23 protein-coding genes are annotated in these 21695 nt (G+C 63.2%); 1 reads left to right on the top strand and 22 read right to left on the bottom strand.

Annotation, left to right across the window (positions count from 1 at the left end; translation table 11 throughout):
• Nucleotides 1-3: 3 nt before the first annotated feature.
• The 22 genes from H8S02_RS03385 to H8S02_RS03280 all read right to left on the bottom strand — a co-directional run bounded on the left by H8S02_RS03385 (nt 4) and on the right by H8S02_RS03280 (nt 20196).
• Complete coding sequence (locus H8S02_RS03385) at nt 4-756, bottom strand: Stp1/IreP family PP2C-type Ser/Thr phosphatase (protein WP_186969298.1); 753 nt, start codon at nt 754-756, stop codon at nt 4-6.
• Nucleotides 757-781: 25 nt separating this feature from the next.
• Nucleotides 782-1813 carry a 23S rRNA (adenine(2503)-C(2))-methyltransferase RlmN gene (gene rlmN / locus H8S02_RS03380; RefSeq protein WP_186969297.1) on the bottom strand — a complete coding sequence of 344 codons (1032 nt, stop codon included), beginning with the start codon at nt 1811-1813 and terminating at the stop codon, nt 782-784.
• 7 nt (nt 1814-1820) lie between these two features.
• A complete protein-coding gene (rsmB, locus tag H8S02_RS03375) occupies nt 1821-3173 on the bottom strand; it encodes a 16S rRNA (cytosine(967)-C(5))-methyltransferase RsmB (RefSeq protein WP_186969296.1) in 1353 nt (450 codons plus the stop codon).
• A complete protein-coding gene (locus H8S02_RS03370; protein WP_186969295.1) occupies nt 3163-3873 on the bottom strand; it encodes a zinc metallopeptidase in 711 nt (236 codons plus the stop codon). The genes rsmB and H8S02_RS03370 overlap by 11 nt, the downstream gene beginning before the upstream one ends.
• Before the next feature lie 26 nt (nt 3874-3899).
• Nucleotides 3900-4823 (bottom strand): methionyl-tRNA formyltransferase, encoded by a 924-nt coding sequence (gene fmt / locus H8S02_RS03365; protein ID WP_186969294.1) that lies wholly within the window; start codon nt 4821-4823, stop codon nt 3900-3902.
• A complete protein-coding gene (def, locus tag H8S02_RS03360; protein ID WP_118683847.1) occupies nt 4823-5314 on the bottom strand; it encodes a peptide deformylase in 492 nt (163 codons plus the stop codon). The genes fmt and def overlap by 1 nt, the downstream gene beginning before the upstream one ends.
• Before the next feature lie 2 nt (nt 5315-5316).
• Complete coding sequence (locus tag H8S02_RS03355; protein ID WP_186969293.1) at nt 5317-5916, bottom strand: GNAT family N-acetyltransferase; 600 nt, start codon at nt 5914-5916, stop codon at nt 5317-5319.
• Between the two features lie 48 nt (nt 5917-5964).
• Nucleotides 5965-8412: a replication restart helicase PriA gene (gene priA / locus H8S02_RS03350; RefSeq protein WP_186969292.1), complete on the bottom strand. Its 2448-nt coding sequence runs from the start codon at nt 8410-8412 to the stop codon at nt 5965-5967.
• An 80-nt stretch (nt 8413-8492) separates the two neighbouring features.
• A complete protein-coding gene (gene coaBC / locus H8S02_RS03345; protein WP_186969291.1) occupies nt 8493-9692 on the bottom strand; it encodes a bifunctional phosphopantothenoylcysteine decarboxylase/phosphopantothenate--cysteine ligase CoaBC in 1200 nt (399 codons plus the stop codon).
• A 3-nt stretch (nt 9693-9695) separates the two neighbouring features.
• Nucleotides 9696-10088, bottom strand: coding sequence for a DNA-directed RNA polymerase subunit omega (gene rpoZ / locus H8S02_RS12395; protein WP_207722053.1), 393 nt, complete (start codon nt 10086-10088; stop codon nt 9696-9698).
• A 56-nt stretch (nt 10089-10144) separates the two neighbouring features.
• The gene (gmk, locus tag H8S02_RS03335; protein ID WP_186969290.1) at nt 10145-10702 is read right to left on the bottom strand and encodes a guanylate kinase; all 558 of its coding nucleotides are present in this window, start codon (nt 10700-10702) and stop codon (nt 10145-10147) included.
• Nucleotides 10695-10958 (bottom strand): extracellular matrix/biofilm regulator RemA, encoded by a 264-nt coding sequence (gene remA / locus H8S02_RS03330; protein ID WP_118683857.1) that lies wholly within the window; start codon nt 10956-10958, stop codon nt 10695-10697. The genes gmk and remA overlap by 8 nt, the downstream gene beginning before the upstream one ends.
• Before the next feature lie 69 nt (nt 10959-11027).
• Nucleotides 11028-11903 carry a YicC/YloC family endoribonuclease gene (locus H8S02_RS03325; protein ID WP_243166387.1) on the bottom strand — a complete coding sequence of 292 codons (876 nt, stop codon included), beginning with the start codon at nt 11901-11903 and terminating at the stop codon, nt 11028-11030.
• Between the two features lie 59 nt (nt 11904-11962).
• Complete coding sequence (locus tag H8S02_RS03320) at nt 11963-12469, bottom strand: hypothetical protein (RefSeq protein WP_186969289.1); 507 nt, start codon at nt 12467-12469, stop codon at nt 11963-11965.
• Between the two features lies 1 nt (nt 12470).
• Nucleotides 12471-13100, bottom strand: a complete 630-nt coding sequence (locus tag H8S02_RS12675) for a J domain-containing protein (RefSeq protein WP_186969288.1) — start codon at nt 13098-13100, stop codon at nt 12471-12473.
• Nucleotides 13087-13971 (bottom strand): DUF5685 family protein, encoded by an 885-nt coding sequence (locus H8S02_RS03310; protein ID WP_186969287.1) that lies wholly within the window; start codon nt 13969-13971, stop codon nt 13087-13089. The genes H8S02_RS12675 and H8S02_RS03310 overlap by 14 nt, the downstream gene beginning before the upstream one ends.
• A 463-nt stretch (nt 13972-14434) precedes the next feature.
• Nucleotides 14435-14845: a SoxR reducing system RseC family protein gene (locus H8S02_RS03305; protein WP_186969286.1), complete on the bottom strand. Its 411-nt coding sequence runs from the start codon at nt 14843-14845 to the stop codon at nt 14435-14437.
• Nucleotides 14846-14880: 35 nt separating this feature from the next.
• Nucleotides 14881-16464 (bottom strand): NAD(P)/FAD-dependent oxidoreductase, encoded by a 1584-nt coding sequence (locus H8S02_RS03300; RefSeq protein WP_186969285.1) that lies wholly within the window; start codon nt 16462-16464, stop codon nt 14881-14883.
• The gene (locus H8S02_RS03295) at nt 16461-17780 is read right to left on the bottom strand and encodes a CdaR family protein (protein ID WP_186969284.1); all 1320 of its coding nucleotides are present in this window, start codon (nt 17778-17780) and stop codon (nt 16461-16463) included. The genes H8S02_RS03300 and H8S02_RS03295 overlap by 4 nt, the downstream gene beginning before the upstream one ends.
• Nucleotides 17777-18643 (bottom strand): diadenylate cyclase CdaA, encoded by an 867-nt coding sequence (gene cdaA / locus H8S02_RS03290; RefSeq protein WP_186969283.1) that lies wholly within the window; start codon nt 18641-18643, stop codon nt 17777-17779. The genes H8S02_RS03295 and cdaA overlap by 4 nt, the downstream gene beginning before the upstream one ends.
• Nucleotides 18644-18841: 198 nt before the next feature.
• Nucleotides 18842-19966 (bottom strand): aminotransferase class V-fold PLP-dependent enzyme, encoded by a 1125-nt coding sequence (locus tag H8S02_RS03285; protein WP_186969282.1) that lies wholly within the window; start codon nt 19964-19966, stop codon nt 18842-18844.
• The gene (locus H8S02_RS03280; RefSeq protein ID WP_118683877.1) at nt 19963-20196 is read right to left on the bottom strand and encodes a putative Se/S carrier-like protein; all 234 of its coding nucleotides are present in this window, start codon (nt 20194-20196) and stop codon (nt 19963-19965) included. Before H8S02_RS03280 ends, H8S02_RS03285 begins: the two co-directional genes overlap by 4 nt.
• Nucleotides 20197-20347: 151 nt before the next feature.
• Here H8S02_RS03280 and H8S02_RS03275 point away from each other — a divergent pair, with 151 nt between their 5' ends.
• The gene (locus tag H8S02_RS03275; RefSeq protein ID WP_186969281.1) at nt 20348-21553 is read left to right on the top strand and encodes an ATP-binding protein; all 1206 of its coding nucleotides are present in this window, start codon (nt 20348-20350) and stop codon (nt 21551-21553) included.
• Nucleotides 21554-21695 lie beyond the last annotated feature (142 nt).

The raw sequence follows: 21695 nt of genomic DNA, 5'->3' as shown, positions 1-21695 counted from the left end.
GGATCACGCCTCCTGTTTCGCGCCGCAGGTAAACAGCGCGACCGTAATATTATCGCGGCCGCCGCCCTCGAGCGCGAGGGTCAGCAGCTCCCGGCCCTTATCTTCGAGCGTGCCTGCGCCCGCAAGCACCTCGGCGATCTTCCCGTCCTCGACCATGCCGGTCAGGCCGTCCGAGCAGAGCAGAAGGATGTCGCCGTCCGCGAGCGTCTGCTCGAACAGGTCGCCATCCACCGTCGCATCCACGCCGACCGCCCGGGTGATCAGATTTTTCTGCGGATGGGAGCGCGCATCGGCTTCGCTGATGCGGCCGAGGCGGCGCATTTCCTCAACGTAGGAATGATCCTCGCTGATCTGGCGCAGCGTTCCGCCGCTCATGATGTACGCGCGGCTGTCGCCGACGTTCATGATGCTCGCGTCCCTGCCCTGCACGAAGGCGCTGACGAGCGTCGTGCCCATGCCGCGGAACTCGGGCTGGCGGCCGGCGAGACCGAACACGGTGTCGTTCGCCCGGTCGAGCGCGCGCCGCAGCGTCTCGTGGCGCGTCATCTCGTCCGCACCGGTCTCGAGCGCCGGCTTTGCCTCCTCGACAAAACACTCCGCCGCAAAGCGGCTCGCGACGTTGCCTGCGTTCGCGCCGCCCATGCCGTCGCACACGAGGACGAGCGCGCTGTCCCTGTCCGGGCACGCTTCGATTCGGTAAATATCCTGATTGGTCGGACGCACGCGCCCCTTATCGGTAATTCCGAAGTATTCCATTGCCTTCTGCCTCCTCAGACACAGGTTATCCTTGCTCCTTCATCTCGCGCCGGCGAAGCTGACCGCAGGCTGCGTCGATGTCCGGGCCGAGCTTTCTGCGCACGGTCGCGGTCACGCCGCGCTTTTCGAGCGCCTGCTGAAAGCGGCGCACGGTCTCCGGCTTCGAGGGCAAGAGCGGACTTTCCTCCACCTCGTTGAGCGGGATGAGGTTGACATGGCCCGGCCGGCCGCGGAGCAGCTTCGCGAGCTTTTCCGCCTGCCACGGCCGGTCGGTCTTGTCCCGTGCCATCATGTACTCGTAGGAAATCCGGCGGCCTGTGGTATCGAAGTAATACCGGCACGCCTGCATCAGCCGTTCCACGGGATAGGCGTCGTTGACCGGCATGATGGACGAACGGGTCTCGTCGTCCGGCGCGTGCAGCGATACCGAAAGCGTGATCTGAAGCTTTTCCTTTGCCAGTGTCTCTATTTTATCAGCAATTCCGCTCGTTGACAAGGATATATGCCGCTGTCCGATGTTAATTCCCTCCGGGCAGCTGACAAGGTGCAGGAATTTCAGCACGTTGTCGTAGTTGTCGAGCGGCTCGCCCGTGCCCATCAGCACGATATTCGAGACTTTTTCGCCGCTGTCCTTCTGCATGAACAGGATCTCGTCCAGGATCTCACCGGCGGAAAGATTGCGCTTTTTGCCGTTCAGGCCGGACGCGCAGAATTTGCAGCCCATGCGGCAGCCGACCTGCGTCGAGACGCAGACCGAAACGCCGTGCTCGTAGTGCATGAGGACGGACTCCACGCAGTCGCCGTCGCGCATGCGCCACAGATACTTTACCGTGCCGTCGACCCTGCTGACCTGCTTGCGCGCGACCTCGGGAACGGTCAGGATGAAGTTCTCCGCGAGCCGCGCGCGCAGCTCCTTGGAGAGATTGCTCATCTCGTCGAAGGACTGAACTCCCTCGTGCAGCCACTTGAAGATCTGTCCTGCGCGGAACGGCTTTTCCCCCATGTCCTTCAAAGCCGATTTTAATTCATCTATCGTTAAACATTTGATTTCTGTCATGGCTCTTTCAATTTCCAATCCGTTTTAATTTCGCAATAAAGAACCCGTCCGTGTCGTGCTCAGGCGGCAGGAGCGTCACCATGCCGTCCTCCCGCCCGCCGCAGACCGGATGCGACCACGGCGCGGGCGCGAACTCCGGATGCGCCGCAAGAAAGGCGCGCACAACGTCCTCATTCTCGCGCCGCAGGATAGTGCAGGTCGAGTAGACGAGCGTACCGCCCTTTTTGACGTACCTCGCGCAGTTTTCCAGAATGGCGCGCTGCAGGGCAGGCAGCTTTGCGATCTCGTCCGGGTCCTTGTAGCGCGTTTCCGGCTTTTTGCGGATGATGCCGAGGCCCGAGCACGGCACGTCGCACAGCACGGTATCCGCGCTCTCCGCCCACTCCGCGCGGAACGCGGAGGCGTCCTGAAGCTCGGTGCGGATGTTCGGCAGACCGAGACGCGCGGCGCCCTCCTGAATGCGCTTCAGCTTGTGCTCGTAGATGTCGCACGAGGTCAGGCTGCCCTTCCCCTGCATTTTCTCCGCCATGGCGAAGCTCTTGCCGCCGGGGGCGGCGCAGCAGTCGAGGACGGCCGTGCCCGGCTTCGGGTCGGCGACGAACGCCGCGAGCGCACTCGCCGCGTCCTGCACGGTGATGCGTCCCTCGCGGAACGCCTCGGTCGCGGCCGCGTCGCCGCCCGTGCACAGCAGGATGTCCGCGAACGCGCGGTGCGGCGTGACCGTCATCCCGGCGCGCTCGAGCTCGGCCTTCGCCTCGTCCGGCGTGGTCTTCATCCTGTTGACGCGCACCGAGACCGGCGTGTCAGCGTTGTCCGCCTGACAGATGCGCTCGGTCAGCTTCTGACCGAACTGCTCGGAGAGCAGGCGCACGAGCCATTCAGGATGGCTGTACCGGAGCGCGTAGTAGCTTTCCTTGTCCGGGCAGTCGAGCCGCGGCAGCGCGTTCTTTTCGACCGCCTCCGCCGCTTTTCGCATGACGGCGTTGGCGAAGGATACGGTGCGGTCGTTCGCGTGGCAGTAGTGCCGCACGAGCGAGACCGTCTCCGCAACCGCCGCGTGCGCCGGGATCTTGTCCATCAGAATGAGCTGATACAGTCCCATGCGCAGACACGCAAGCACGCGCGGCGCGATCTTTTTAAGCCGCAGAGAGGAAAAGCTGCGCAGATACCAGTCGAGCAGCAGCTCGTTCTGCACCGTGCCGTAGGTCAGACGCGCGGCAAGCGCAGCGTCCCGGCCGTCCAGACCGGCGCGGGAGAGATAATGATGCAGCGCGCCGTCCGACCACGCGCCCTCCTCCGCCATGGAAAACAGCGAAAAAGCGGCGACCTCGCGCGGCGTTTTGGGTCTTTTATCGATCATCGCGGTTTCTTCCTCCGAAAATGAGCAGCAGTCGGAGCAGCTGCGCGAGCGATACCGCAAGCGCCGCCACATAGGTCATCGCAGCCGCCGTCAGCGTTTTTTTCGCCATGCCGTACTCGTCCTCATCGAGCATATGCGTCTGTCCGATCGCCGCGAGTGCGCGGCGCGAGGCGTTGATCTCGACCGGCAGCGTCACGAGCTGGAACACGGTCGAAAGTGCGAACGCGATGATGCCGACCTTGATGAGCACGCCGAAGTTCAGCACGAGACCCATCAGAATGAGCGGCATGGCGGCGGTCGCGCCGACCTGCGTCAGCGGAACGATGGCGTTGCGCAGGCGGATGGGCGAATAGCCGACCGCATACTGCACCGCATGGCCCGCCTCATGCGCGGCCACGCCGATGGACGCGACCGAGGTGGACTGATAGACCGACGCGGACAGGCGGATCGTGTTCGTCCGCGGATCAAAATGGTCGGTCAGCTTTCCGGCGACATATTCGATGCTGACGCCCGTCACGCCGTTCGCACGCAGCACGGCCTGAGCCGCCTGCGCGCCGGTCAGCCCCCGGCGGCTCATGACGCGCGAGTAGCGGTTGAACGTGCCGTTGACCTGCGACTGCGCCCAGAACGCGAACAGCACGCACGGCAGTACCAGCACGATATAGTACATATCAATTCCGTAATAACCCATATACGGCATGGAAAAACCTCCCTTGATTGCTGGGATTACTCGCCCAGTCTGCTGCCCTTTTCGACGGCATGGCCGCGCAGGAAATCGGTCGCCTTCATGCGTTTGCCGCCGACGAGCTGAATTTCGGTCAGCGTCAGCGCGCCCTCGCCGCAGGCGACCGTCAGACCCTTTTTCGGGTCGGCCTCGAGCACCGTGCCCGGCTCGCCGCAGCCGTCCGCCGGCTCAGCGGCGTAGACCTTGAGGCGTTCGCCTGCAAGGCTGGTCAGTGCGATCGGCCACGGATTGAGGCCGCGCACCAGACAGTCGAGCTCGCGCGCGGACTTCGACCAGTCAATGACCGCCATCTTCTTGTCGAGCATATGCGCGTAGCAGCTCTCCGCGTCGTTCTGCGGACGCGGTGTGATCTCATCCAGTCTGACGAGCGTTTCGGTCAAAAGTTCCGCGCCCGACTGCGCAAGGCGGTCGAACAGCTCGCCGGCAGTCTCGCGTGCGCCGACCGGCGTCTCGCTCGTCAGCAGCATATCGCCGGTGTCCAGCCCCTCCGCCATCAGCATGGTGGTAACGCCGGCCTTCTCGTCGCCTGCGATGACCGCCCACTGAATCGGCGCCGCGCCGCGCCAGCGCGGCAGGAGCGAGCCGTGGACGTTGATGCAGCCGCGCGGCGGAATGTCGAGCACAGCCTTCGGCAGCAGCTTGCCGTAGGCGACGACGATGATGACCTCGGGAGCAAGCTCGCGCAGACGCGCCTGCTCCTCCTCTTTTTTGAGCGTATCCGGCTGAAAGACCGGGATGCCGTGCGCGAGGGCAAGCTCCTTGACCGGCGGCGCGGTCAGAATCTGCTTGCGGCCCTGCGGCTTGTCCGGCTGCGTGTAGACCGCCGCGACCTCATGTCCGGCGTCCAGAAGCGCCTGAAGGCTCGGTACGGCGAAATCCGGCGTACCCATGAAAACGATCCGCATTACTCTTCCTCACCGTCCTGCATCTGCTCGACATCGACATATTCCTCGACCTTTTCGATGAACAGGTGGCCGTCAAGGTGCTCGGTCTCGTGGCAGAAGCACTGTGCGACGATGCCCTCGCCCTCGCGCTCGAACCAGTTGCCGAAGCGGTCCTGTGCGCGGATCTTCGCCCATGTCGGACGGGTCACATAGCCGTAAACGCCCGGAACAGACAGGCAGCCCTCTACGACGCGCTCCGCGCCGCGCTGCTCGATGACCTCGGGGTTGACCAGCTCGACCATCTCCTCCGGGTCCTTGTTGACGTCGAGGAGCACGACGACGCGGCGCAGGATGCCGACCTGCGGGGCGGCAAGGCCGACGCCGCCCGAGTTTTCCAGCGTCTCGCGCATATCGTCGATCAGTACATGCAGGCGGTCGTCGAACTTTTCGACCGGACGGCAGTGCTTTGCCAGCTGTTCGTCGCCCTTGGTAAGAATTTTGCGAAGTGCCATGATTATTTATCCTCCAAATTCAGCTTTTCTGTGTAAATATTGAGTGTTTTCTGTATAATGTCCCCGTCAAGCTCGGGAAACGGAACGACCGGCTTCGGCTCGCCCCCGCCCACGTGCTTTTCAAACCACGCGACGTCGTGCCATGCGCCGAACTTCCAGCCGGAGCTATGCCAGACGCCCGCATCCTCAAAGCCGAGCCTGTGCTGCATGCCGACGCTTCTCGGGTTCGGCATGGTCACGCAGCTGTAAAGATGGCGAAGGCCCTGCATCTCGAGCAGCTCGATGAGGCAGGCGAGCAGCACCGTGCCGATGCCGCGCCCGTGCGTACCCTGCTTCAGGTAGACAGACAGCTCCGCATCCCAGTCGTACGCCGCGCGCTCACGGATGCGGTGCGCGTAGGCGTAGCCGATGATTCCGCCGTCCTTTTCGCACACGAGATAGGGAAACTGCGCGGCGGTCTCGCGGATGCGGTCGGAAAACGCCGCGTCCGTCGGCACCTCGTACTCAAATGTGATGGTCGTGTCCGTGATGTACGGCGCGTAGATTGCGCAGAGCGCCGCGCCGTCCTCCGCCTTCGCTCTGCGAATAATGAACCTGCTCATGGGTATCGCTCCTTGCCGGGATCAATGAAATAGAAGTCCGGAATCCGATTACAGATCCGGATTGCTGTCTGCGAAAACGGTCACGCCGCGATTGCGGCTGTCGAGCATGAACTCGCGCAGCACGCCCGAGACCAGACTGCGGAACCGCGCGCTGTCTCTCGCGCGCATGGTCAGATGGTAGCGGTAACGCCCCATGACCTTGACGACCTGCGCCGCCGCCGGGCCCAGAACGGGCGCCTTTACGTCCGCATACTGGCCTTCCATCAGGCTGAGCAGGCGGTTTTTGAGCGCGAGCAGGCTTTTCAGCACCTGCTGCTCGACCTCGCCCGCCGCAGTCAGCACCGTAAACGTGCAGACCGGCGGACAGCGCAGCGCCTCGCGCGTTTCCATTTCGCTTTCATAGAATTTTTCGTAGTCCTGCCGCGCCGCGGTCAGAATGACCGGATGGGTCGGGCTGTAGGTCTGAATGACCGCACGGCCGGTGTCGAAGCGCCGTCCGGCACGCCCCACGACCTGCGTGATGAGGGAAAACGTGCGCTCCCTCGCACGGTAATCCTGCGCGTAAAGGCTCTGATCCGCGTCGAGCACGCCGACGAGCGTCACGTTTTCGAAATCCAGTCCCTTCGTGACCATCTGCGTGCCGAGCAGGATGTCCGCTTCGCCGCGCGCAAAGGCGGAAAACAGCTTTTCGTGCGCCCCCTTGGTGTTCATCGTGTCCGCGTCCATGCGCAGCACGCGCGCGTCCGGGAAGCGCTCGTTCAGCTCCTGCTCGACGCGCTGCGTGCCGGGGGTCTCGGTGAACAGCTCCTCGCCGCCGCAGACTGGGCAGGTGCCCGTGATCTTGATGGACGCGCCGCAGTAGTGGCACATCGCGCGGCCCGAGGCCGAATGATAGGTCATGTTCGTCGAGCAGTGCGGGCACTCAGGCACCCAGCCGCACATCGCGCAGCCGATGACCCGGCTGTTGCCGCGGCGGTTGAGGAACAGGATCGCCTGCCGGCCTCGGTCGAGCGTGTCGAGCAGCTCGCGCTCGAGGTCAGCGCCGATGACGCCCGAGCGTCCGGCGCGCGTCTGCCCGCGCATATCCGAGATGAGCACCTCGGGCAGGCCGGCGCCGAGAAAGCGCTCGGTCAGACGGAAGACCGGGTATTTTCCCTGTTTCGCGCCGTAATATGTCTCGACAGACGGCGTTGCCGAGCCGAGCACGAGCAGCGCGTCCGTCTGCACGGCGCGGTATTTCGCGACGTCGCGCGCATGGTAGCGCGGACTCTGCTCGGACTTGTACGCGCCGTCCTGCTCCTCGTCGATGATGATGACGCCGAGGTCGCGCACGGGCGCGAACACCGCAGAGCGCGTGCCGATCACGACGCGCGCACGGCCGGTCTTGATCTTTTTGAAGCTGTCGCAGCGCTCTCCGGCGGACAGCGCAGAGTGCAGCACCGCGACCAGATCGCCGAACTGTGCGGCGAACTGCCGCAGCACCTGCGGCGTCAGTCCGATCTCCGGGACGAGCACGATGGCGCTCTTTCCGGTCTCGAGCGCGTGCGCGATCAGGCGCAGATAGACCTGCGTCTTGCCGCTGCCCGTCACGCCGAACAGCAGCGCGGCCTGCGCCTTCGGCTCATCCATGAGCGCGGCCATGCCGTCATACGCCTCCTGCTGCTGCGCGGAGAGCACGGGCTTCGCCGCGCGCGGCACATCGGAAAAGTCCGGCGCACGCATGCGTTCCTCGTATTTCACACGCAGGATGCCCTTTTTGATCATATCGCGCAGGGCGGCATCGCTCGCGCCCGTCATATAGGACAGCTCCTTCTGGCTCATCCAGATGCCGTCCGCGAGCGCGGACACGACGTCCTGCCGCGCAGCGCTGCGCCGCACCCGGCTCATCGCTTCATCGGACTCCATGTCGAGCGCGAGCATTTTTTCGGTCTTGTCGCCGGTCTTCTGCACGGTGTTGCTGTGGTAGACGAGGATGCCCTCGCCCGCGAGCGCATCGAGCGTGCGCCCTGCGCCCTTTCCGAGGCGTTCGCGTATCTCGGCGAGCGAAAGCGTCTGCCCCGCCGTGTCGAACAGGCGCAGTACCTCGCCTTCCTCGCCCTCGCGCGCGTGCAGCGCCGCCGGGTCTGCATCCGGGGCAAGCGTGTACATCTCGTTCCGCCTGAACCACAGTCCGGCCGGGAGCATGGCGCGCACGCAGTCGAAATAGGTACAGTACAGCCGCTCCCGCATCCACGCGGCGAGCTTCAGCTGCTCCTGCGTCAGCACCGGCTGCTCATCGAGCGCTTCCACGATAGGCTTGAGGCGGTATTCGCCCGTGTCCTCGCGAAAGGCGAGCACAACGCCTTCTGCCCGTTTATTGCCAAAGCCGAACGGCACGAGAACACGGGTGCCGATCTGCACCTGTTCCCGCAGCTCGTTCGGCACACGGTAAGAATATAGCTTGTCGATCGCGTAGGTCGCCGCATCCAGAGCGACAGCACAAATGGTTTCCGCCAAGGATCGTCACGGCCTTTCCTGCTGTTTATAATGGTTTATGCCGCAAAAGGCGGAGCCGGTCACTCCGCCCTTGCAGTCTGTTATCTCCGGCTCATGCCGAGCAGACGGTCGAGGATGAGGTCCGCGAGGTCTGCCTTGCTCATAATGGACGGCTGTTCCCGGTGTCCGTCCGCGAACAGGAGCGTTGCGATGTTGGTGTCCGTGCCGAAGCCGGCACCCTTGTCGCGCAGCGAATTCGCCACGAGCATATCGCAGTTCTTGCGGCGCAGCTTGCTCTCCGCGTTGTCGAGCAGGTTCTGCGTCTCCATCGCGAAGCCGCACAGAAGCTGTCCCGGCCGCTTGTCCGCGCCGAGCGCCGCCAGAATATCCGGGTTCCGCGCAAGGCGGATGTTCAGCTCGCCGTCGCCCTTTTTGAGCTTTTCGTCCGCTGTCGCCGCAGGGCGGTAATCACCGACAGCGGCGGCCTTGATGATAAAGTCCTGCTGCGCGGCGCGGGACAGGACCGCATCGTACATATCGCGCGCCGACCGGATGTCCACGCGGTTAACGCCCTTCGGCGTGTCGAGCGCGGTCGGGCCGGACACGAGCGTGACCTCGGCACCGCGCATTGCCGCGCGGCCCGCGATGGCGTAGCCCATCTTGCCGGTCGAGTGGTTGGACAGAAAACGCACGGGGTCCATCGCCTCCTGCGTCGGCCCTGCGGTGACGAGCACGTGCTTTCCGGCAAGATCCTGCCCGGTCAGCGCCTTTTCGATGCCCCAGAGCAGGGTCTGCGTGTCGGGCAGCTTGCCGCGTCCGCTGTCGCCGCAGGCGAGATGGCCTGCCGCCGGGTCGATGATATGGAAGCCGCGCCCGCGCAGCGTTTCCAGATTGCTCTGCGTCACCGGGTTGTCATACATGCCGGTGTTCATGGCCGGCGCAACAACGACCGGCGCCCTGGTCGCGAGCAGCGTCGTCGTCACCATATCGTCCGCGATGCCGTGCGCCGCCTTGGCGATCACGTTTGCGGTCGCGGGCGCGATGACGAACACGTCCGCCGCTTTGGCGAGCGAGATATGCTCGACCTCCCACGGAAAGCTGCGGTCGAAGGTATCGACGACCGCGCGGCTGCCCGAGAGCGTCTCGAACGTCATGGGCGAAATGAACTGTGCGGCGGACTCGGTCATGAGCACGCGCACCTCCGCGCCGTTCTGATGCAGCTTGCTCGTGAGGTCGGCGGCCTTGTACGCCGCGATGCCTCCCGTCACGCACAGAACGACGGTCTTTCCTGCAAAGCGCATCGCTTAGCGGTCCTCCTCCGGAATATCGCCGTCGTCGAGCTCCTCGTCATCGAACTCGTCCATGCGGCGGCGGGAAACCGTCGTTTCGCCGTCCTCATTCTCCTCGTCGGAGTCCGACGCGCGCTCCTCGTCGTCGAGGTCGTCGTCAACGTCTACCATTGCGGCAGCGATCGGGTTGTTTGCGGTCTTGACCGGCTCTACGCGCGGACCCGGACGGTAAACGATCTCGCCGGCTGCGATCTCATCGAGCGCGAGCTTTACCGCCTTGTCGGTCAGCGGCACGCCGCTCTGCTCTGCCTCGTCGGCAATGTCGCGCGCGCGCTGTGCGGCCAGATTGACCAGCAGATAGCGGTTGCCTACTCGTTTCATCAGTTCCTGCATCGAAGGGTTCAGCATTGTAATCAAATCTCCTTATATTACCCAGTGTATAATTTTATCTGTGATTGCCTGTGTTATCGACGGGAGGCGAGAATGCCCTTGATCTCGTCTACCGCGCGGTCTACCGTGTCGTTTACGACCACATAGTCGAATTTATCCTTCTGCTCCAGCTCGCCCTTTGCGGTCTCGAGACGCTTCTGCACCTTGGCCTCATTCTCGGTGCCGCGGCCGCGCAGGCGGCTTGCCAGCTCCTCGAAGGACGGCGGCGCGATGAATACCATCACGGCATCCGGGCGCTTTTTCTTGATCTGCATCGCGCCCTGCACCTCGATCTCCAGAATAACGTCAAAGCCCTCGTCGAGCTTTTCGTTGACCGGCGCCTCGAGCGTGCCGTAGTAGTTGCCGACATACTGTGCGTGCTCCAGAAACGCGCCCTGCGCGATCCGGTTCTCGAAATCCGCCTTTTCAAGGAAATAATAGTGCACGCCGTTCTGCTCGCCCGGACGGGGCGCGCGCGTCGTCGCGGAGATCGAGAAAAACAGTCGGTCGTCCTCGGCAAGCAGCCGGCCCAGCACCGTACCCTTGCCTGCGCCGGACGGGCCGGTGAAAACATACAGTGTTCCCTTACGCATCCTCTGTTGCTCCTTCCTCGGTGTCGCCGGCGAAGCGCGCGGCGACGGTTTCGGGCTGAAGTGCGCTCAGCACAACATGGTCGCTGTCCATGATGAGCACCGCGCGCGTGCGGCGGCCGTAGGTGCCGTCGATGATCATGCCGCGGTCACGTGCCTCCTGTACGGTACGCTTGACCGGCGCGGAATCCGGGCTGACGATCGCGATGAGACGCGACGCCGCCACCATGTTTCCGAAGCCGATATTGATGAGCTTCACTTCGGTCTGCCCCCTTTTCTCATGCCGCGCCGCGTTTTTCAGGCGGCACAGCCGGTTTGATACGATATTTTATTCGATATTCTGAATCTGCTCGCGAATTTTTTCAATTTCGCTCTTGATGTTCACGACGGTCTGCGCCATCTCGACATCGTTCGCCTTCGAGCCGATGGTGTTCGCCTCGCGGTTCATCTCCTGCACCAGAAAATCCAGCTTGCGGCCGACGGGCTTTACCTCGTTCAGCATGCCGTCGAGCTGATGCAGATGGCTGCGCAGGCGCACGGTCTCCTCGTCCACCGCCGTCTTGTCCGCGTAGATCGCGGCCTCGGTGACGATGCGCGTCTCGTCGATGTCCGTGCTCTCGAGCACCTCGCGCATGCGTGCGAGCAGCTTTTCGCGGTACTCCGCAACGCGCTCGGGCGAGCGCTTCTCGACCTCGCCGACCAGCGTCTCGATGACCGAGGCGCGGTTTCTGACGTCCTCCGCGAGCTTTTCGCCCTCGCGCTCACGCATCTGGTCGAAGCCGTCGCAGGCCTCGGCAAATACGGTCAGAACGTCCTGCGTCAGCTCGTCCGCGTCCTGCTCGATGCGTTCCGAGCCGAGTACATCGGGGAGCTTTGCGAGGCTCATGACGGTCACATCGTCGCGCAGGCCGTACTTTTCGGACAGCTCGCGCAGCGCCGCCAGATAGCGCTCTGCGAGCGCGTGGTTTACCGTGACGGAAAGATCGCCGCCCTCGTCGGTCTCGACGCTGACATAGATCTCGGTCTTGCCGCGTGCGATGCGCGCGGCGGCCGCCTTCTTCACGGCGTCATCCAGAAAGCCGAACTGGCGCGGCGCCTTTACCGTGCAGTCCAGATAGCGGTGGTTGACGGCGCGCAGCTCGACGGTAACGGTGCGTCCATGCAGCACCTGTCGCGCGCGGCCGTAGCCGGTCATACTCTTCATTTTATCTCTTCCCCCTCAGGAAAATCCATGTAATATAAACGCATTTCCATGCGGAACCGTCAAATTTTCGGCAGATACCGCCGCACAAAGCGGATGAACCGCGTCAGAACGGCATCAAAAACGGCAAATCCGATGTTCGCCGCGAACCAGAACGCCGCGAGTGCGAAAAATCCGGGCATTTCCAGCTGCGGAAACACGCCCTTTGATACGAGCGCACCCAGCACGGCGAGCACAAGATTCGCATATGCCAGCTTGAGCGCCATGCGTGCGCCGGGGCGGACGCGGCTCTCGATGAGGTATTTTACAATGGGATACAGGCCGCAGACGGCGATATAGGCCGCCGCGATGCTCTTTCTCGGCACGAGCATGAGCGACAGCGCACTCACCGCCGCATAGACGGTGAGCGAGGTGCGCAGCGCGAAGCTGCGGATGAGCGGCACCGCGGACACGACGCCGGCCGAGATGCACAGCGCAGGCGCTGCCTGCGGAATGAGTCCGCCGATATACAGCAGCACGACGGCAAACCCCGCGAGCAGTCCGCCGCGCGCAATTTCCCGTGTGTTCATATCAGCAGCCGCCTCCTGCGCAGCAGCCGTTCAGACAGGTATTGCAGCAGCAGTTGCAGATGGCGAGCTGAACGCAGAAGTCACAGGCGCTCATCTCCTGCATCGGACGGTAGCCGCCGTAGCCGCCGGTCATGTTGAGGTTGTTCAGCGCGTTGTGGTATTCCGCGTTGCCCGGGTCGAGCTCGCAGGCCTTGATGTAGGCGCGCTGCGCCTCATCATACCAGCCCTTGCGTGCGTAGATCGTACCGGTCAGGAAGAACCACTCGGCGTCGCGGCCGGATGCACGGGTGAGCAGGCTCTCGGCCATGTTGAGGTTGCCCTGATTGATGGCCTGGCGCACCTGCGCATAGAGCGCGGCGTTCGGACCGGCATAGGTCCGCTGGCCGCCGTAGGTCTGACCATTATAGCTCTGACCGGTGCTGCCCGCACCGGCGCCCGTTTTGCCCGAGCGCTCGCTCATGATCGTATCGTAAGCCTCGTTGATCTCCTTCATGCGTGCTTCTGCCAGGTCGGCGAGCGGATTATTGACATAGTTGTCCGGATGATACTTGCGCGCAAGCTCACGATAGGCGCGTTTTACATCGTCATCACTCGTCTGCGGCGTTACACCGAGTACCTTATAGGGATCCATGCTTTCCCCTGCCTCCGTTCGGTTGGTATGTGCCGTCGAGCACCTGTCTCGTCACGGTCGGCATACCAAGAAAAATGATATTGCGGATGATCTCCGCATCGCGCTGCGCATCCAGAAGGTCGAAGGCCGTGCATACGTCGGCGAGCGACCGCTCCAGTGTGCGCTCCAGCGGTTGTTTTATGTCTGTGATGTCAGGCGTTTTCAGCGCGTAGCGCTGAACGAGCGGATTATACGCGCCTGTTTTCATGTCCTCCGGGACGTCCTGCGCCGCGTCGAGCAGGTAAAGCCATCGTCCGGCATGGTAGAACATCTGCCGGAGAACGCGCTCCCGTGCGTCGCCCGTGTGCGGCACGACCGCCGCCGTCATTCGGGCGGAGGCGTCCGCTGCGCGGTCCATCGAAGCGCAGTTTTCGTTTTCGAGTGCGTGCAGCTCGTCGAGCGCCGCGCGGATGTCGCGGTCGGCCTCGGGCAGGCGCGCCCTCGCTTTTTCGTAGCCGCGCCGTCCAAGGCGGCACAGCACGGCGGCGAGCAGGCGCTTTGCGCCCTTTTCGTCCGCAAGATTGTCGCGGAATTTATGATAGCTCAGCAGCACGCTCGCATCCGCCGCGAGCGCGAGCGCGTCATCGGGCGAGGCGCAGACCCGTTTCGTCACCGGGTGCGCATCACAGCGGCGGCGCTCGGTCTGTGCCTTCGGCGTCTCGCCGCTGCCGACGACAAGAGCATAAAAGGTCATGTCATAGCTGAGAAACATTGTATAGAACCGGCCGTACCGTGCGCGGATGGCGTGGCACAGACCGCAGTACACCTGCTGGAAGCGGTCCGCTTCTTTCACCTTCAGCTCGGACTTCACCGGTCGGATAAAGCCAAACATCGCATAACCCTTTCGCGCCGTCTTTTCGACAGCAGAATTTCCGCGAGGAAAGCCATAATTTTCCACTCAGTGTTCATAACAATACTGACCTTCTCGCGGTATCAATTTATTTTACCGAACTTTCGCGCATATGACAAGGGCGAACACGGAAAATTGGCGAAAATTCATAAAAAGTTCAGAGAATTCATGCGGCCGGATGGCTCGTTTCCGTTCGCAGGGCCGCGCACTTTCCCTCTCACAGCACGAAAACCGAGATCATTCTCCCGGTTCCCGCATAATTTCTGTTTGCTCCGCGCTCTTAGGGCAATACCGCATAATTGAACAAGAGCGATTTGCGAGCAAATTTTGCGTTCTGACAAGGCGCGGTTTTGCGGTAATACTTGATGTATTACCGTGAAATCGCAACAAAGTCAGGGCACAAAATTTCCGCAAAGCGCCGCAGCTTTAATTGTGCGGTGTTGCCTTAAAGCTTGTGCGTGATCTCGAACGGGACTTCGCCGTTCTGCTTCATCCTTCTGCTGTAAAAGATCGCGCCGATGATGCCGAGCGCGAACAGCACGCCGCCGACGAGCGCACCGGACGCACCGCCGCCGGCCGCATTGCCGATGGCGTAGCCGATGAAGAACAGCACGAGCGGCAGCATGTAGACGAGCGCCGCAAGGCCGAGCACGCGGCCGGTCTCGCCCTCGATGAGCACGCGGTCGCCGATGCCGGCATCGGTATGGTTGCGCGCGGTGACGTAGAGCGTCTGGGTCTCCAGACCGCCGCAGCCGCCGCACTTGGCGCAGTCATGGCCGCACGCCGAACGGCGCGTTACCTCGACCTCTGCCCTGCCGCCGGGGAGCAGCTTTTTGATGGTTCCCTGTTGGGTCATTTTGATTCAGTCCTTATTTTCACTCTGGTAATTGCTTACTCTGGTTTATATTCTTCCATGATGCGGAACGCTGCGCGGATGCCGTCGACTGCGGCGGACATGATGCCGCCTGCGTAGCCTGCGCCCTCGCCGCAGGGAATGAGTCCGGCGACGCCGAGGCCGAACAGGTCCTCGCCGCGCTTCATGCGTACCGGGGATGAGGTCCGCGTCTCCGGGCCGGTCAGCAGTGCGTCCGCCGCGTCATAGCCGCGGATCTTCCTGCCGAAATACGGCAGGCTGTCGCGCAGCATAGTCTGCGCGAAATCCGGCAGGCTCGCCGCCGCGCGTCCGGGCTCCACGCCGACCGGATAGGTCGGCTCTACCGCGCCGAGACTTTTCGTCGGCCTGTCCGCAAGGAAATCGCCCACGCGCTGACACGGCGCGCGGTACGAGCCCGTCTGCGCATACGCCGCGTGCTCGATCTGACGCTGGAGCGCCACGCCGCCGAAGGGCGTTCCGTTCTCGAAATCCTCGGGGTCTACCGAAACGGCAAGCGCCGCGTTGGCGTTTTTGCCGCTGCGCGCATGATAGCTCATGCCGTTGGTCACGACCGTATTCTGCTCGCTCTGCGCCGCGACGACCACGCCGCCCGGGCACATGCAGAACGAATAGCACGCGCGTCCGTCCGCGCGCCGCGACAGGTTGTATTCTGCCGGCGGCAGCAGCGGATGACCGGCGAATTTTCCGTAAAGCGCCCGATCAAGCTCGCTCTGAAGGTGCTCGATGCGCACGCCGACCGAAAACGCCTTCGGCTCGAAGTAAACGCCGTTTTCATGCAGCGCGAGGAAGGTATCGCGCGCCGAATGACCGACCGCGATGATTGCCCGCTCGCAGGGGATGTCCATGCCGTCCGCGCGGACGGCGGTCAGCGCGCCGTTTTTCAGTGAAACACCGGTCAGCGCCGTGCGGAAATGCACCTCGCCGCCGTTCTTCACGATCTCGCGCCGCATCTCGCGCACGACATCCTTGAGGATGTCCGTGCCGACATGGGGCTTGGCCTTTTTCACGATGTCCGCCGGAGCGCCATGCGCGGCGAGCGTTTCGAGCACGGTCTCGCACAGCGCATCGCCGATGCGCGTGGTCAGCTTGCCGTCCGAGTACGCGCCCGCGCCGCCCTCGCCGAACTGGATATTGCAGTCCGGGTCGAGCGCGCCGCCGCTCCAGAACGTATCTACCGCCCTGTCGCGCTCGTCCATATCGCCGCCGCGCTCGAGTACGATCGGACGGAAGCCGTGCCGGGCGAGCGTGTACGCCGCGAACAGTCCGGCAGGGCCGAGACCCACGACGACCGGACGGTGCGCAAGGCGCTTTTCGCCGTGCGGAACGGCAGGACTTGCATTTTCTTTATAACGCACAGACGGCATCTGCAGCTTTTCCGCAAATGCCTTCTCGTCGCAGGGTGCGTCCAGACGCACCGAATATACGCGGGAGATCTGGCCGCGGCGCGCGTCGATGCTGACGCGGCACACCGCAGCCTCGGTCTCCGAAGATAGCAGTCCGGTCAGACGGCGGGCCCTGTCGAGCGCCGCCGTCTCCGGCTCGTCAAACGGCAGCCGGATGCCGGTCACAAGCAGGCTCATTCGCTGTCCTCCCCGTTCTCGCCGGTCCAGTCAGAGGAACCGCTGTCCGCTCCGCCCGAGCCGTCCCCTGTGATCTGAATTTCCACCTCGATGTCCTCTTCCACGAGCGTCACGTCGCTCGGCAGACCGATGGCCGCCGCGATGCCCTTGACCTTGTGTCTGCCGGTACCGAGCGATACCGAGTCGAACGTCAGGCCGATCGACAGGCTGTCGGTCTCGACCTCCTGCAGCTCGCTCTCGTTGCCGCGCAGCTCGATCTCGACCGAGCTGGTGAGGATCTTGACGCTGTACGGCGTGGTATCCGCCGAGGTATCGTTCGGGGCGAACTTGGAGACCTGCACCTTGCGCGTCGCGATGCCGTCCACGGTTATCGTCACCTTCGCCTTGTCCGGCTGACCGTTTTCGAGCGAAACGCCCTCCGGCAGCTTGTCGCGGATGGACAGCTCGATCGGCACGCCCGTGCGCACGCTGCCCAGATCGATCTCGCCGAGATTGAGCTCCCTGAGGTCGCCGAGGGACGCCTGGTCGCTCGTCACGACCTTGACGCTCTCCGGATTGATGCTGTACTTGACCTGCTGCGCGGTCAGCTTGCCACCGTCCTTGAGCGTGACGGTCAGCGGCAGCGTGTCGATGTTGTACATCGGCACCGTGACCTTGATCTTCTCGGTCTTGCTCGTAATGTGCTGCGAGGTGACGGCCGTGCCGTCCCTGTCATACAGCGTGACCGGACATTCGATATTGGTCAGCGTAGACTCCGCGCCCGTCACATCGATGACCGCGACCGCCTTGGCCACGTTCGCAAGCTCGGCCGCCGGGCCCTGCACCGTGATGGTGCTGACCGGCGAGGATGGCTTGCCGGCGCGGCAGCCGTCCGCCGGGGTGCCCGTGACGTTCACATCGACCGGGATGTCCTTCGTATCCACCTTGTCCACGCGTACATGCACCTTGGACGGGGAGATGTATTCCACCTCGAGTCCGGAGCGGCTGACCGTGACCGAAACCGGCAGGTCATACTCGTTCGCCTCGGTCAGGCCGGAAACATCGACCGACGCCGCGATCTGGCTCGCCTTGATGTCGCCGAGCGTCTTGCTCGGGCCGCGCAGCGTGATCTTTACCGTCGAGTCGGCGCCCTCGATGAGCGAGAGGCCGGTCTGCTGCTGGAGCACCGTCGCGCCGCTGATGCGCACCGGAATGTTGTCGAACGTGCGCGGACGCTCCGGGTTGTCCATGTCCATGACGACCGCCCACAGAACGACCGACAGCAGCAGCGAGAGCAGGCGCAGCGAAATATCATGCTTCTTCAGAATGTTCTTCATTTGCCTGCGCCTCCCTTCCACATATCACGAATCGCGGCAAGTCGGCTCTTTTCCTGCTTTTCGCTGTCGAGCAGCTCATTTTCGAGCAGCTTGCGCAGCATATCGGGGGACAGATGGCGCTTGAGCATGCCGCCGATGGCGACCGAGATCGAGCCGGTCTCCTCGGAGACGACCACGAGCACGCTGTCCGCGCTCTCGCTCATGCCGACCGCCGCGCGGTGGCGCGTGCCGAGATCGCGCGACAGGCTCTGGTTGCCCGAGAGCGGCAGCACGCAGCCTGCGGCGCAGACACGGCCTGCGCGCACGATCATCGCACCGTCATGCAGCGGACTGTTCTTGAAAAAGATGTTTTTGATCAGCTCGGCGGACGGCGCGGCATCGACCATGGTGCCCGTCGAGATGATCTCGCCCAGACGCTCGCGGCGCTCGAACACGATGAGCGCGCCGGTCTTGGTGCGCGACATATCCGCGCAGGCGGAAACGGTCGCGGTGATCATGCTCTCGACCTCGTCCGGTGCGTCTGCCGGCACGATCAGCCGGCTGAAGTTGCCCTTGCCGATCTGCTCGAGCAGACGGCGCAGCTCAGGCTGAAACACGACCACGATCGCGAACAAGCCGACATTGAGCGCCTGCTGGAGCAGCCACGAGATCATGGTCAGATGCAGCATGCTCGCCAGCAGCATAATGCCGACAAGGATGATGATGCCCTTGATCAGGCGCTCTGCGCTCGTGTCCTTGAGCAGCTTCATGATGCGGTAGATAATATACGCAACGATCAGTATATCGATAATATCAATAAAGGATATGGTGCGGAACTGGTTGAACGCGCTGAAAAACGAGTCCAGCACCGTTCTCCAGTTCATCCTCCCGATATCCTGGGAAAACAATGTCTGAAATGTACTCATAAAGTCTCCTGTCCCTTTTATGCCGCTGCCCCTGCGCATAGGAAGGGGCAGTGTTTTGAAAAATCACAGCAGGCCGCTGCGGTTTTCCTTTCTTCGATCCCCGTTCGGCCATACTTATATTATCGTATCACAAATCCTTCTTTCTGTATAGCGCGTTCACAATTTTTTTACCAATTTGAAAGCTTCGGCCGCCTGCTCAGCCTGCCCCGGCGTCGAATAAAAGGAGAAAGACAGACGGACTGTGCCGGTCTCCTCCGTGCCTGCGGTGCGGTGGGCGAGCGGAGCGCAGTGAAGACCGGCGCGCACGGCGATGCCTGCGTCCGCCAGCTGCGCGGCAGCCTGCTCCGCAGGAACGCCCTTGACGCGGACCGAGAGCACGCCGGTCTGCGAGGGATGGCTGAATACCTCGAGCCTTTCGTTCGCCTCGAGCGCCCGGGCAAGCTCGCGCACGAGTTTTCTCTCATGTGCGGCGATGTTCGCCGCGCCGACCGAGCGCACGAAGCGGATACCGGCGGCAAGCCCGGCGATGCCGGGGACGTTGGGCGTGCCGCTCTCCTGCGCGTCCGGCAGAAAATCCGGCTGGTTCATGCTTTCCGACAGGCTGCCCGTGCCGCCTGCCATGAGCGGACGCGAGGCCAGACGGTCATCGAGCGCGAGCAGCAGTCCCGTCCCCATCGGGCCGTACAGCGCCTTGTGACCGGGCATGCACACCGCCGCGAGGCAGGGACAGCGCGAGACATCGAGCTCGAGAACGCCTGCCGACTGCGAGGCGTCCAGAATGAGCGGCACGTCGGCCGCGCTCAGCAGCCGCCCGATCTCGTCGAGCGGACAGACCGCACCGAACACGTTGGAAACATGGTTCAGGATGAACAGCTCCGTCCCTTCCCCGAGCGCCCTTCTGACCTCCTGCACCATGCGCTCCGGCTGCCAGAGCGGCGTGTGCAGCACGGCCGGGTCGATGCCGTGCAGCGCGAGCGGCCGCATGACCGCGTTGTGCTCGAAGCCGCTCACCGCGACCTTCATCCCCGGTCTCGCGAGTGCATGGATGGCGATGTTGAGCGCGTGCGTGGCATTCTGCGTAAATACGACGCGCGACGGGTCGTACAGGCCGAACAGTGCCGCCGCCTGCTCGCGGCAGTCGTACACGAGGTCTCCTGCGCGCTGCGCCGCCGCATAGCTGCCCCTCGCGTACCCGGCGGCGCCTGTGAGCGCACGATGCACCGCTTCCCCGACCGCGCGCGGCTTGACGAGCGTCGTCGCGGCGTTGTCCAGATAGTTCATCCTTTCTCCCCCTCGTATTCTATGCGGCAGGGCACGATCCCCAGCACGCGCAGCCGCGCGAGCGCTTCCCCGGTCTGCCGTGCCTCGATGCGCACCGCCCAGCCGCAGGATTCGGTGCGTGTGTGACGCGGCGGCCTCACTACCTCCGCAGGAATGCCGAGCCGCCCGAGCTGATGCTGCATCCCCGAAGCCTCGGTCTGTCCCCGACAGACCAGCAGAGCAAAATTCATATCAGCGCCTCCCGTTGTCCACAGCCTGTGGATGTTTCCGTGCATTCAGATTTTCCGTGCACGTGAACTTTTCTCTTTCATCTTATGTTGAAAACCGTGTCCGGGTGTGTTATCCTAAAAGCAACGTAAAATATATAAAGAGGTGTCACCCATGCAACTTTCCGACCTTTCTCTGCGTCTGCACGCGCTTTCCGTTCTGCGCGGCGTACTCAGGCTCCCGCTCGTGAACGCATACGCCGAGACGCTTTCCGCCTTTGACCGCTCTGCGGCCGATTTCGCGGACCGCTACGGTGCGCTGTGCGCGGCACGCTTCGCCTGCGGCGATATTCCCCGCTCCTTTCTGAACGCGGTCCACTTTGACGTCAACACGCTGACCGACACGATCGACGCCCCGGCGGATGCGCTGCTTGCCGCCGCGACCCACGACATCGAGGTGCTGAACGGCCTGCTCGCTCTCTCCGGCAGTCAGCTGTGCGAGGCGGCAGCTCTGCATTTTGATGCGGATGCGCTGCGTTCGCTGCCCGATTTCGCGCCGTCCGCCGCGCTTCCGTTCACCACCGGCGCGGAGCTTGCCGGCTACTACCGGAGCGAGGGCTACGGCTTTTTCGCGCAGTCCTCTGCGTTCTCCATGCAGGACGACGGCTCGGCGCTCCCGATCGTCCATCCCGACACCATCCGCCTGCATGACCTGCCGGGCTACGAACGCCAGAAAAAGCAGGTGCTCCAGAATACCCGCGCCTTCCTCGACGGCAAGGACGCGAACAACATCCTGCTCTACGGCGACAAGGGCACCGGCAAATCCTCGACCGTCAAGGCGGTCGCCAACGAGTATGCCGACCGCGGCCTCAAGATCATCCAGATGTCGCCGCGCCATATCACCTGCTTCCCCAAACTGTTCGAGCAGACGCTCCGCTCGCCGTTCCGCTTTATTGTATTCCTCGACGACCTGACCTTTGACCGTGAGGACGACAATTTCGCGGCCCTCAAGGCGTTCATCGAGGGCGGTCTCGCCGGCAAGCCGTCCAACCTTGTCATCTACGCGACCTCCAACCGCCGCCACCTCATCCGCGAAAGCATGGCCGACCGTCAGGGCGACGACGTCCGCGTTCGCGACACGCTCGAAACCGTCACCTCCCTGTCCGACCGCTTCGGTCTCGAGATCACCTTCTCCGTTCCGGACAAGGACGAATATCTGTACATCGTCGAGCAGCTCGCCGACGAGAGCGGTCTTGCGCTCGAGCGGGACGAGCTGCACCTGCTCGCTGAGCGCTTTGCGCTGCGCCGCAACGGCCGTTCGCCGCGCACCGCACGCCAGTTCATCAGCCAGCAGCTCGCCGAGCAGTACGGCAACGCATAAAAAAGGAAAACCGGGGCAATGCGCCTCGGTTTTCGTGCTTTTACAGGGGGAAAGCCTCCGCACGGGAGCTTTCGGACGGCCGTGCTCCGCGCAGGCAAGACACAGATCATCAGGAAAGCGTCGGCTGCGCCGACAAAAAAAG

Origin of the sequence: Agathobaculum hominis (assembly GCF_014288055.1) — a bacterium.
Classification (GTDB): Bacteria; Bacillota; Clostridia; order Oscillospirales; family Butyricicoccaceae; genus Agathobaculum; species Agathobaculum hominis.
Note: the sequence above shows the minus strand (reverse complement) of the source record. Positions and strands in the feature narration are given on the sequence as shown.

Coding starts and splice junctions, on each gene's coding strand:
- H8S02_RS03285 (WP_186969282.1), bottom strand. CDS start 19,966: ATGAACTATCTGGACAACGCCGCGACGACGCTCGTCAAGCCGCGCGCG.
- fmt (WP_186969294.1), bottom strand. CDS start 4,823: ATGCGGATCGTTTTCATGGGTACGCCGGATTTCGCCGTACCGAGCCTT.
- H8S02_RS03370 (WP_186969295.1), bottom strand. CDS start 3,873: ATGCCGTATATGGGTTATTACGGAATTGATATGTACTATATCGTGCTG.
- H8S02_RS03295 (WP_186969284.1), bottom strand. CDS start 17,780: ATGAAGAACATTCTGAAGAAGCATGATATTTCGCTGCGCCTGCTCTCG.
- H8S02_RS03385 (WP_186969298.1), bottom strand. CDS start 756: ATGGAATACTTCGGAATTACCGATAAGGGGCGCGTGCGTCCGACCAAT.
- H8S02_RS03320 (WP_186969289.1), bottom strand. CDS start 12,469: ATGAACACACGGGAAATTGCGCGCGGCGGACTGCTCGCGGGGTTTGCC.
- gmk (WP_186969290.1), bottom strand. CDS start 10,702: ATGCGTAAGGGAACACTGTATGTTTTCACCGGCCCGTCCGGCGCAGGC.
- rsmB (WP_186969296.1), bottom strand. CDS start 3,173: ATGATCGATAAAAGACCCAAAACGCCGCGCGAGGTCGCCGCTTTTTCG.
- H8S02_RS03280 (WP_118683877.1), bottom strand. CDS start 20,196: ATGAATTTTGCTCTGCTGGTCTGTCGGGGACAGACCGAGGCTTCGGGG.
- H8S02_RS03325 (WP_243166387.1), bottom strand. CDS start 11,903: ATGAAGAGTATGACCGGCTACGGCCGCGCGCGACAGGTGCTGCATGGA.
- H8S02_RS03355 (WP_186969293.1), bottom strand. CDS start 5,916: ATGAGCAGGTTCATTATTCGCAGAGCGAAGGCGGAGGACGGCGCGGCG.
- H8S02_RS12675 (WP_186969288.1), bottom strand. CDS start 13,100: ATGGATCCCTATAAGGTACTCGGTGTAACGCCGCAGACGAGTGATGAC.
- rpoZ (WP_207722053.1), bottom strand. CDS start 10,088: ATGCTGAACCCTTCGATGCAGGAACTGATGAAACGAGTAGGCAACCGC.
- H8S02_RS03300 (WP_186969285.1), bottom strand. CDS start 16,464: ATGAGCCTGCTTGTGACCGGCATCCGGCTGCCGTTTGACGAGCCGGAG.
- H8S02_RS03310 (WP_186969287.1), bottom strand. CDS start 13,971: ATGTTTGGCTTTATCCGACCGGTGAAGTCCGAGCTGAAGGTGAAAGAA.
- cdaA (WP_186969283.1), bottom strand. CDS start 18,643: ATGAACTGGAGAACGGTGCTGGACTCGTTTTTCAGCGCGTTCAACCAG.
- H8S02_RS03275 (WP_186969281.1), top strand. CDS start 20,348: ATGCAACTTTCCGACCTTTCTCTGCGTCTGCACGCGCTTTCCGTTCTG.
- H8S02_RS03305 (WP_186969286.1), bottom strand. CDS start 14,845: ATGACCCAACAGGGAACCATCAAAAAGCTGCTCCCCGGCGGCAGGGCA.
- rlmN (WP_186969297.1), bottom strand. CDS start 1,813: ATGACAGAAATCAAATGTTTAACGATAGATGAATTAAAATCGGCTTTG.
- def (WP_118683847.1), bottom strand. CDS start 5,314: ATGGCACTTCGCAAAATTCTTACCAAGGGCGACGAACAGCTGGCAAAG.
- coaBC (WP_186969291.1), bottom strand. CDS start 9,692: ATGCGCTTTGCAGGAAAGACCGTCGTTCTGTGCGTGACGGGAGGCATC.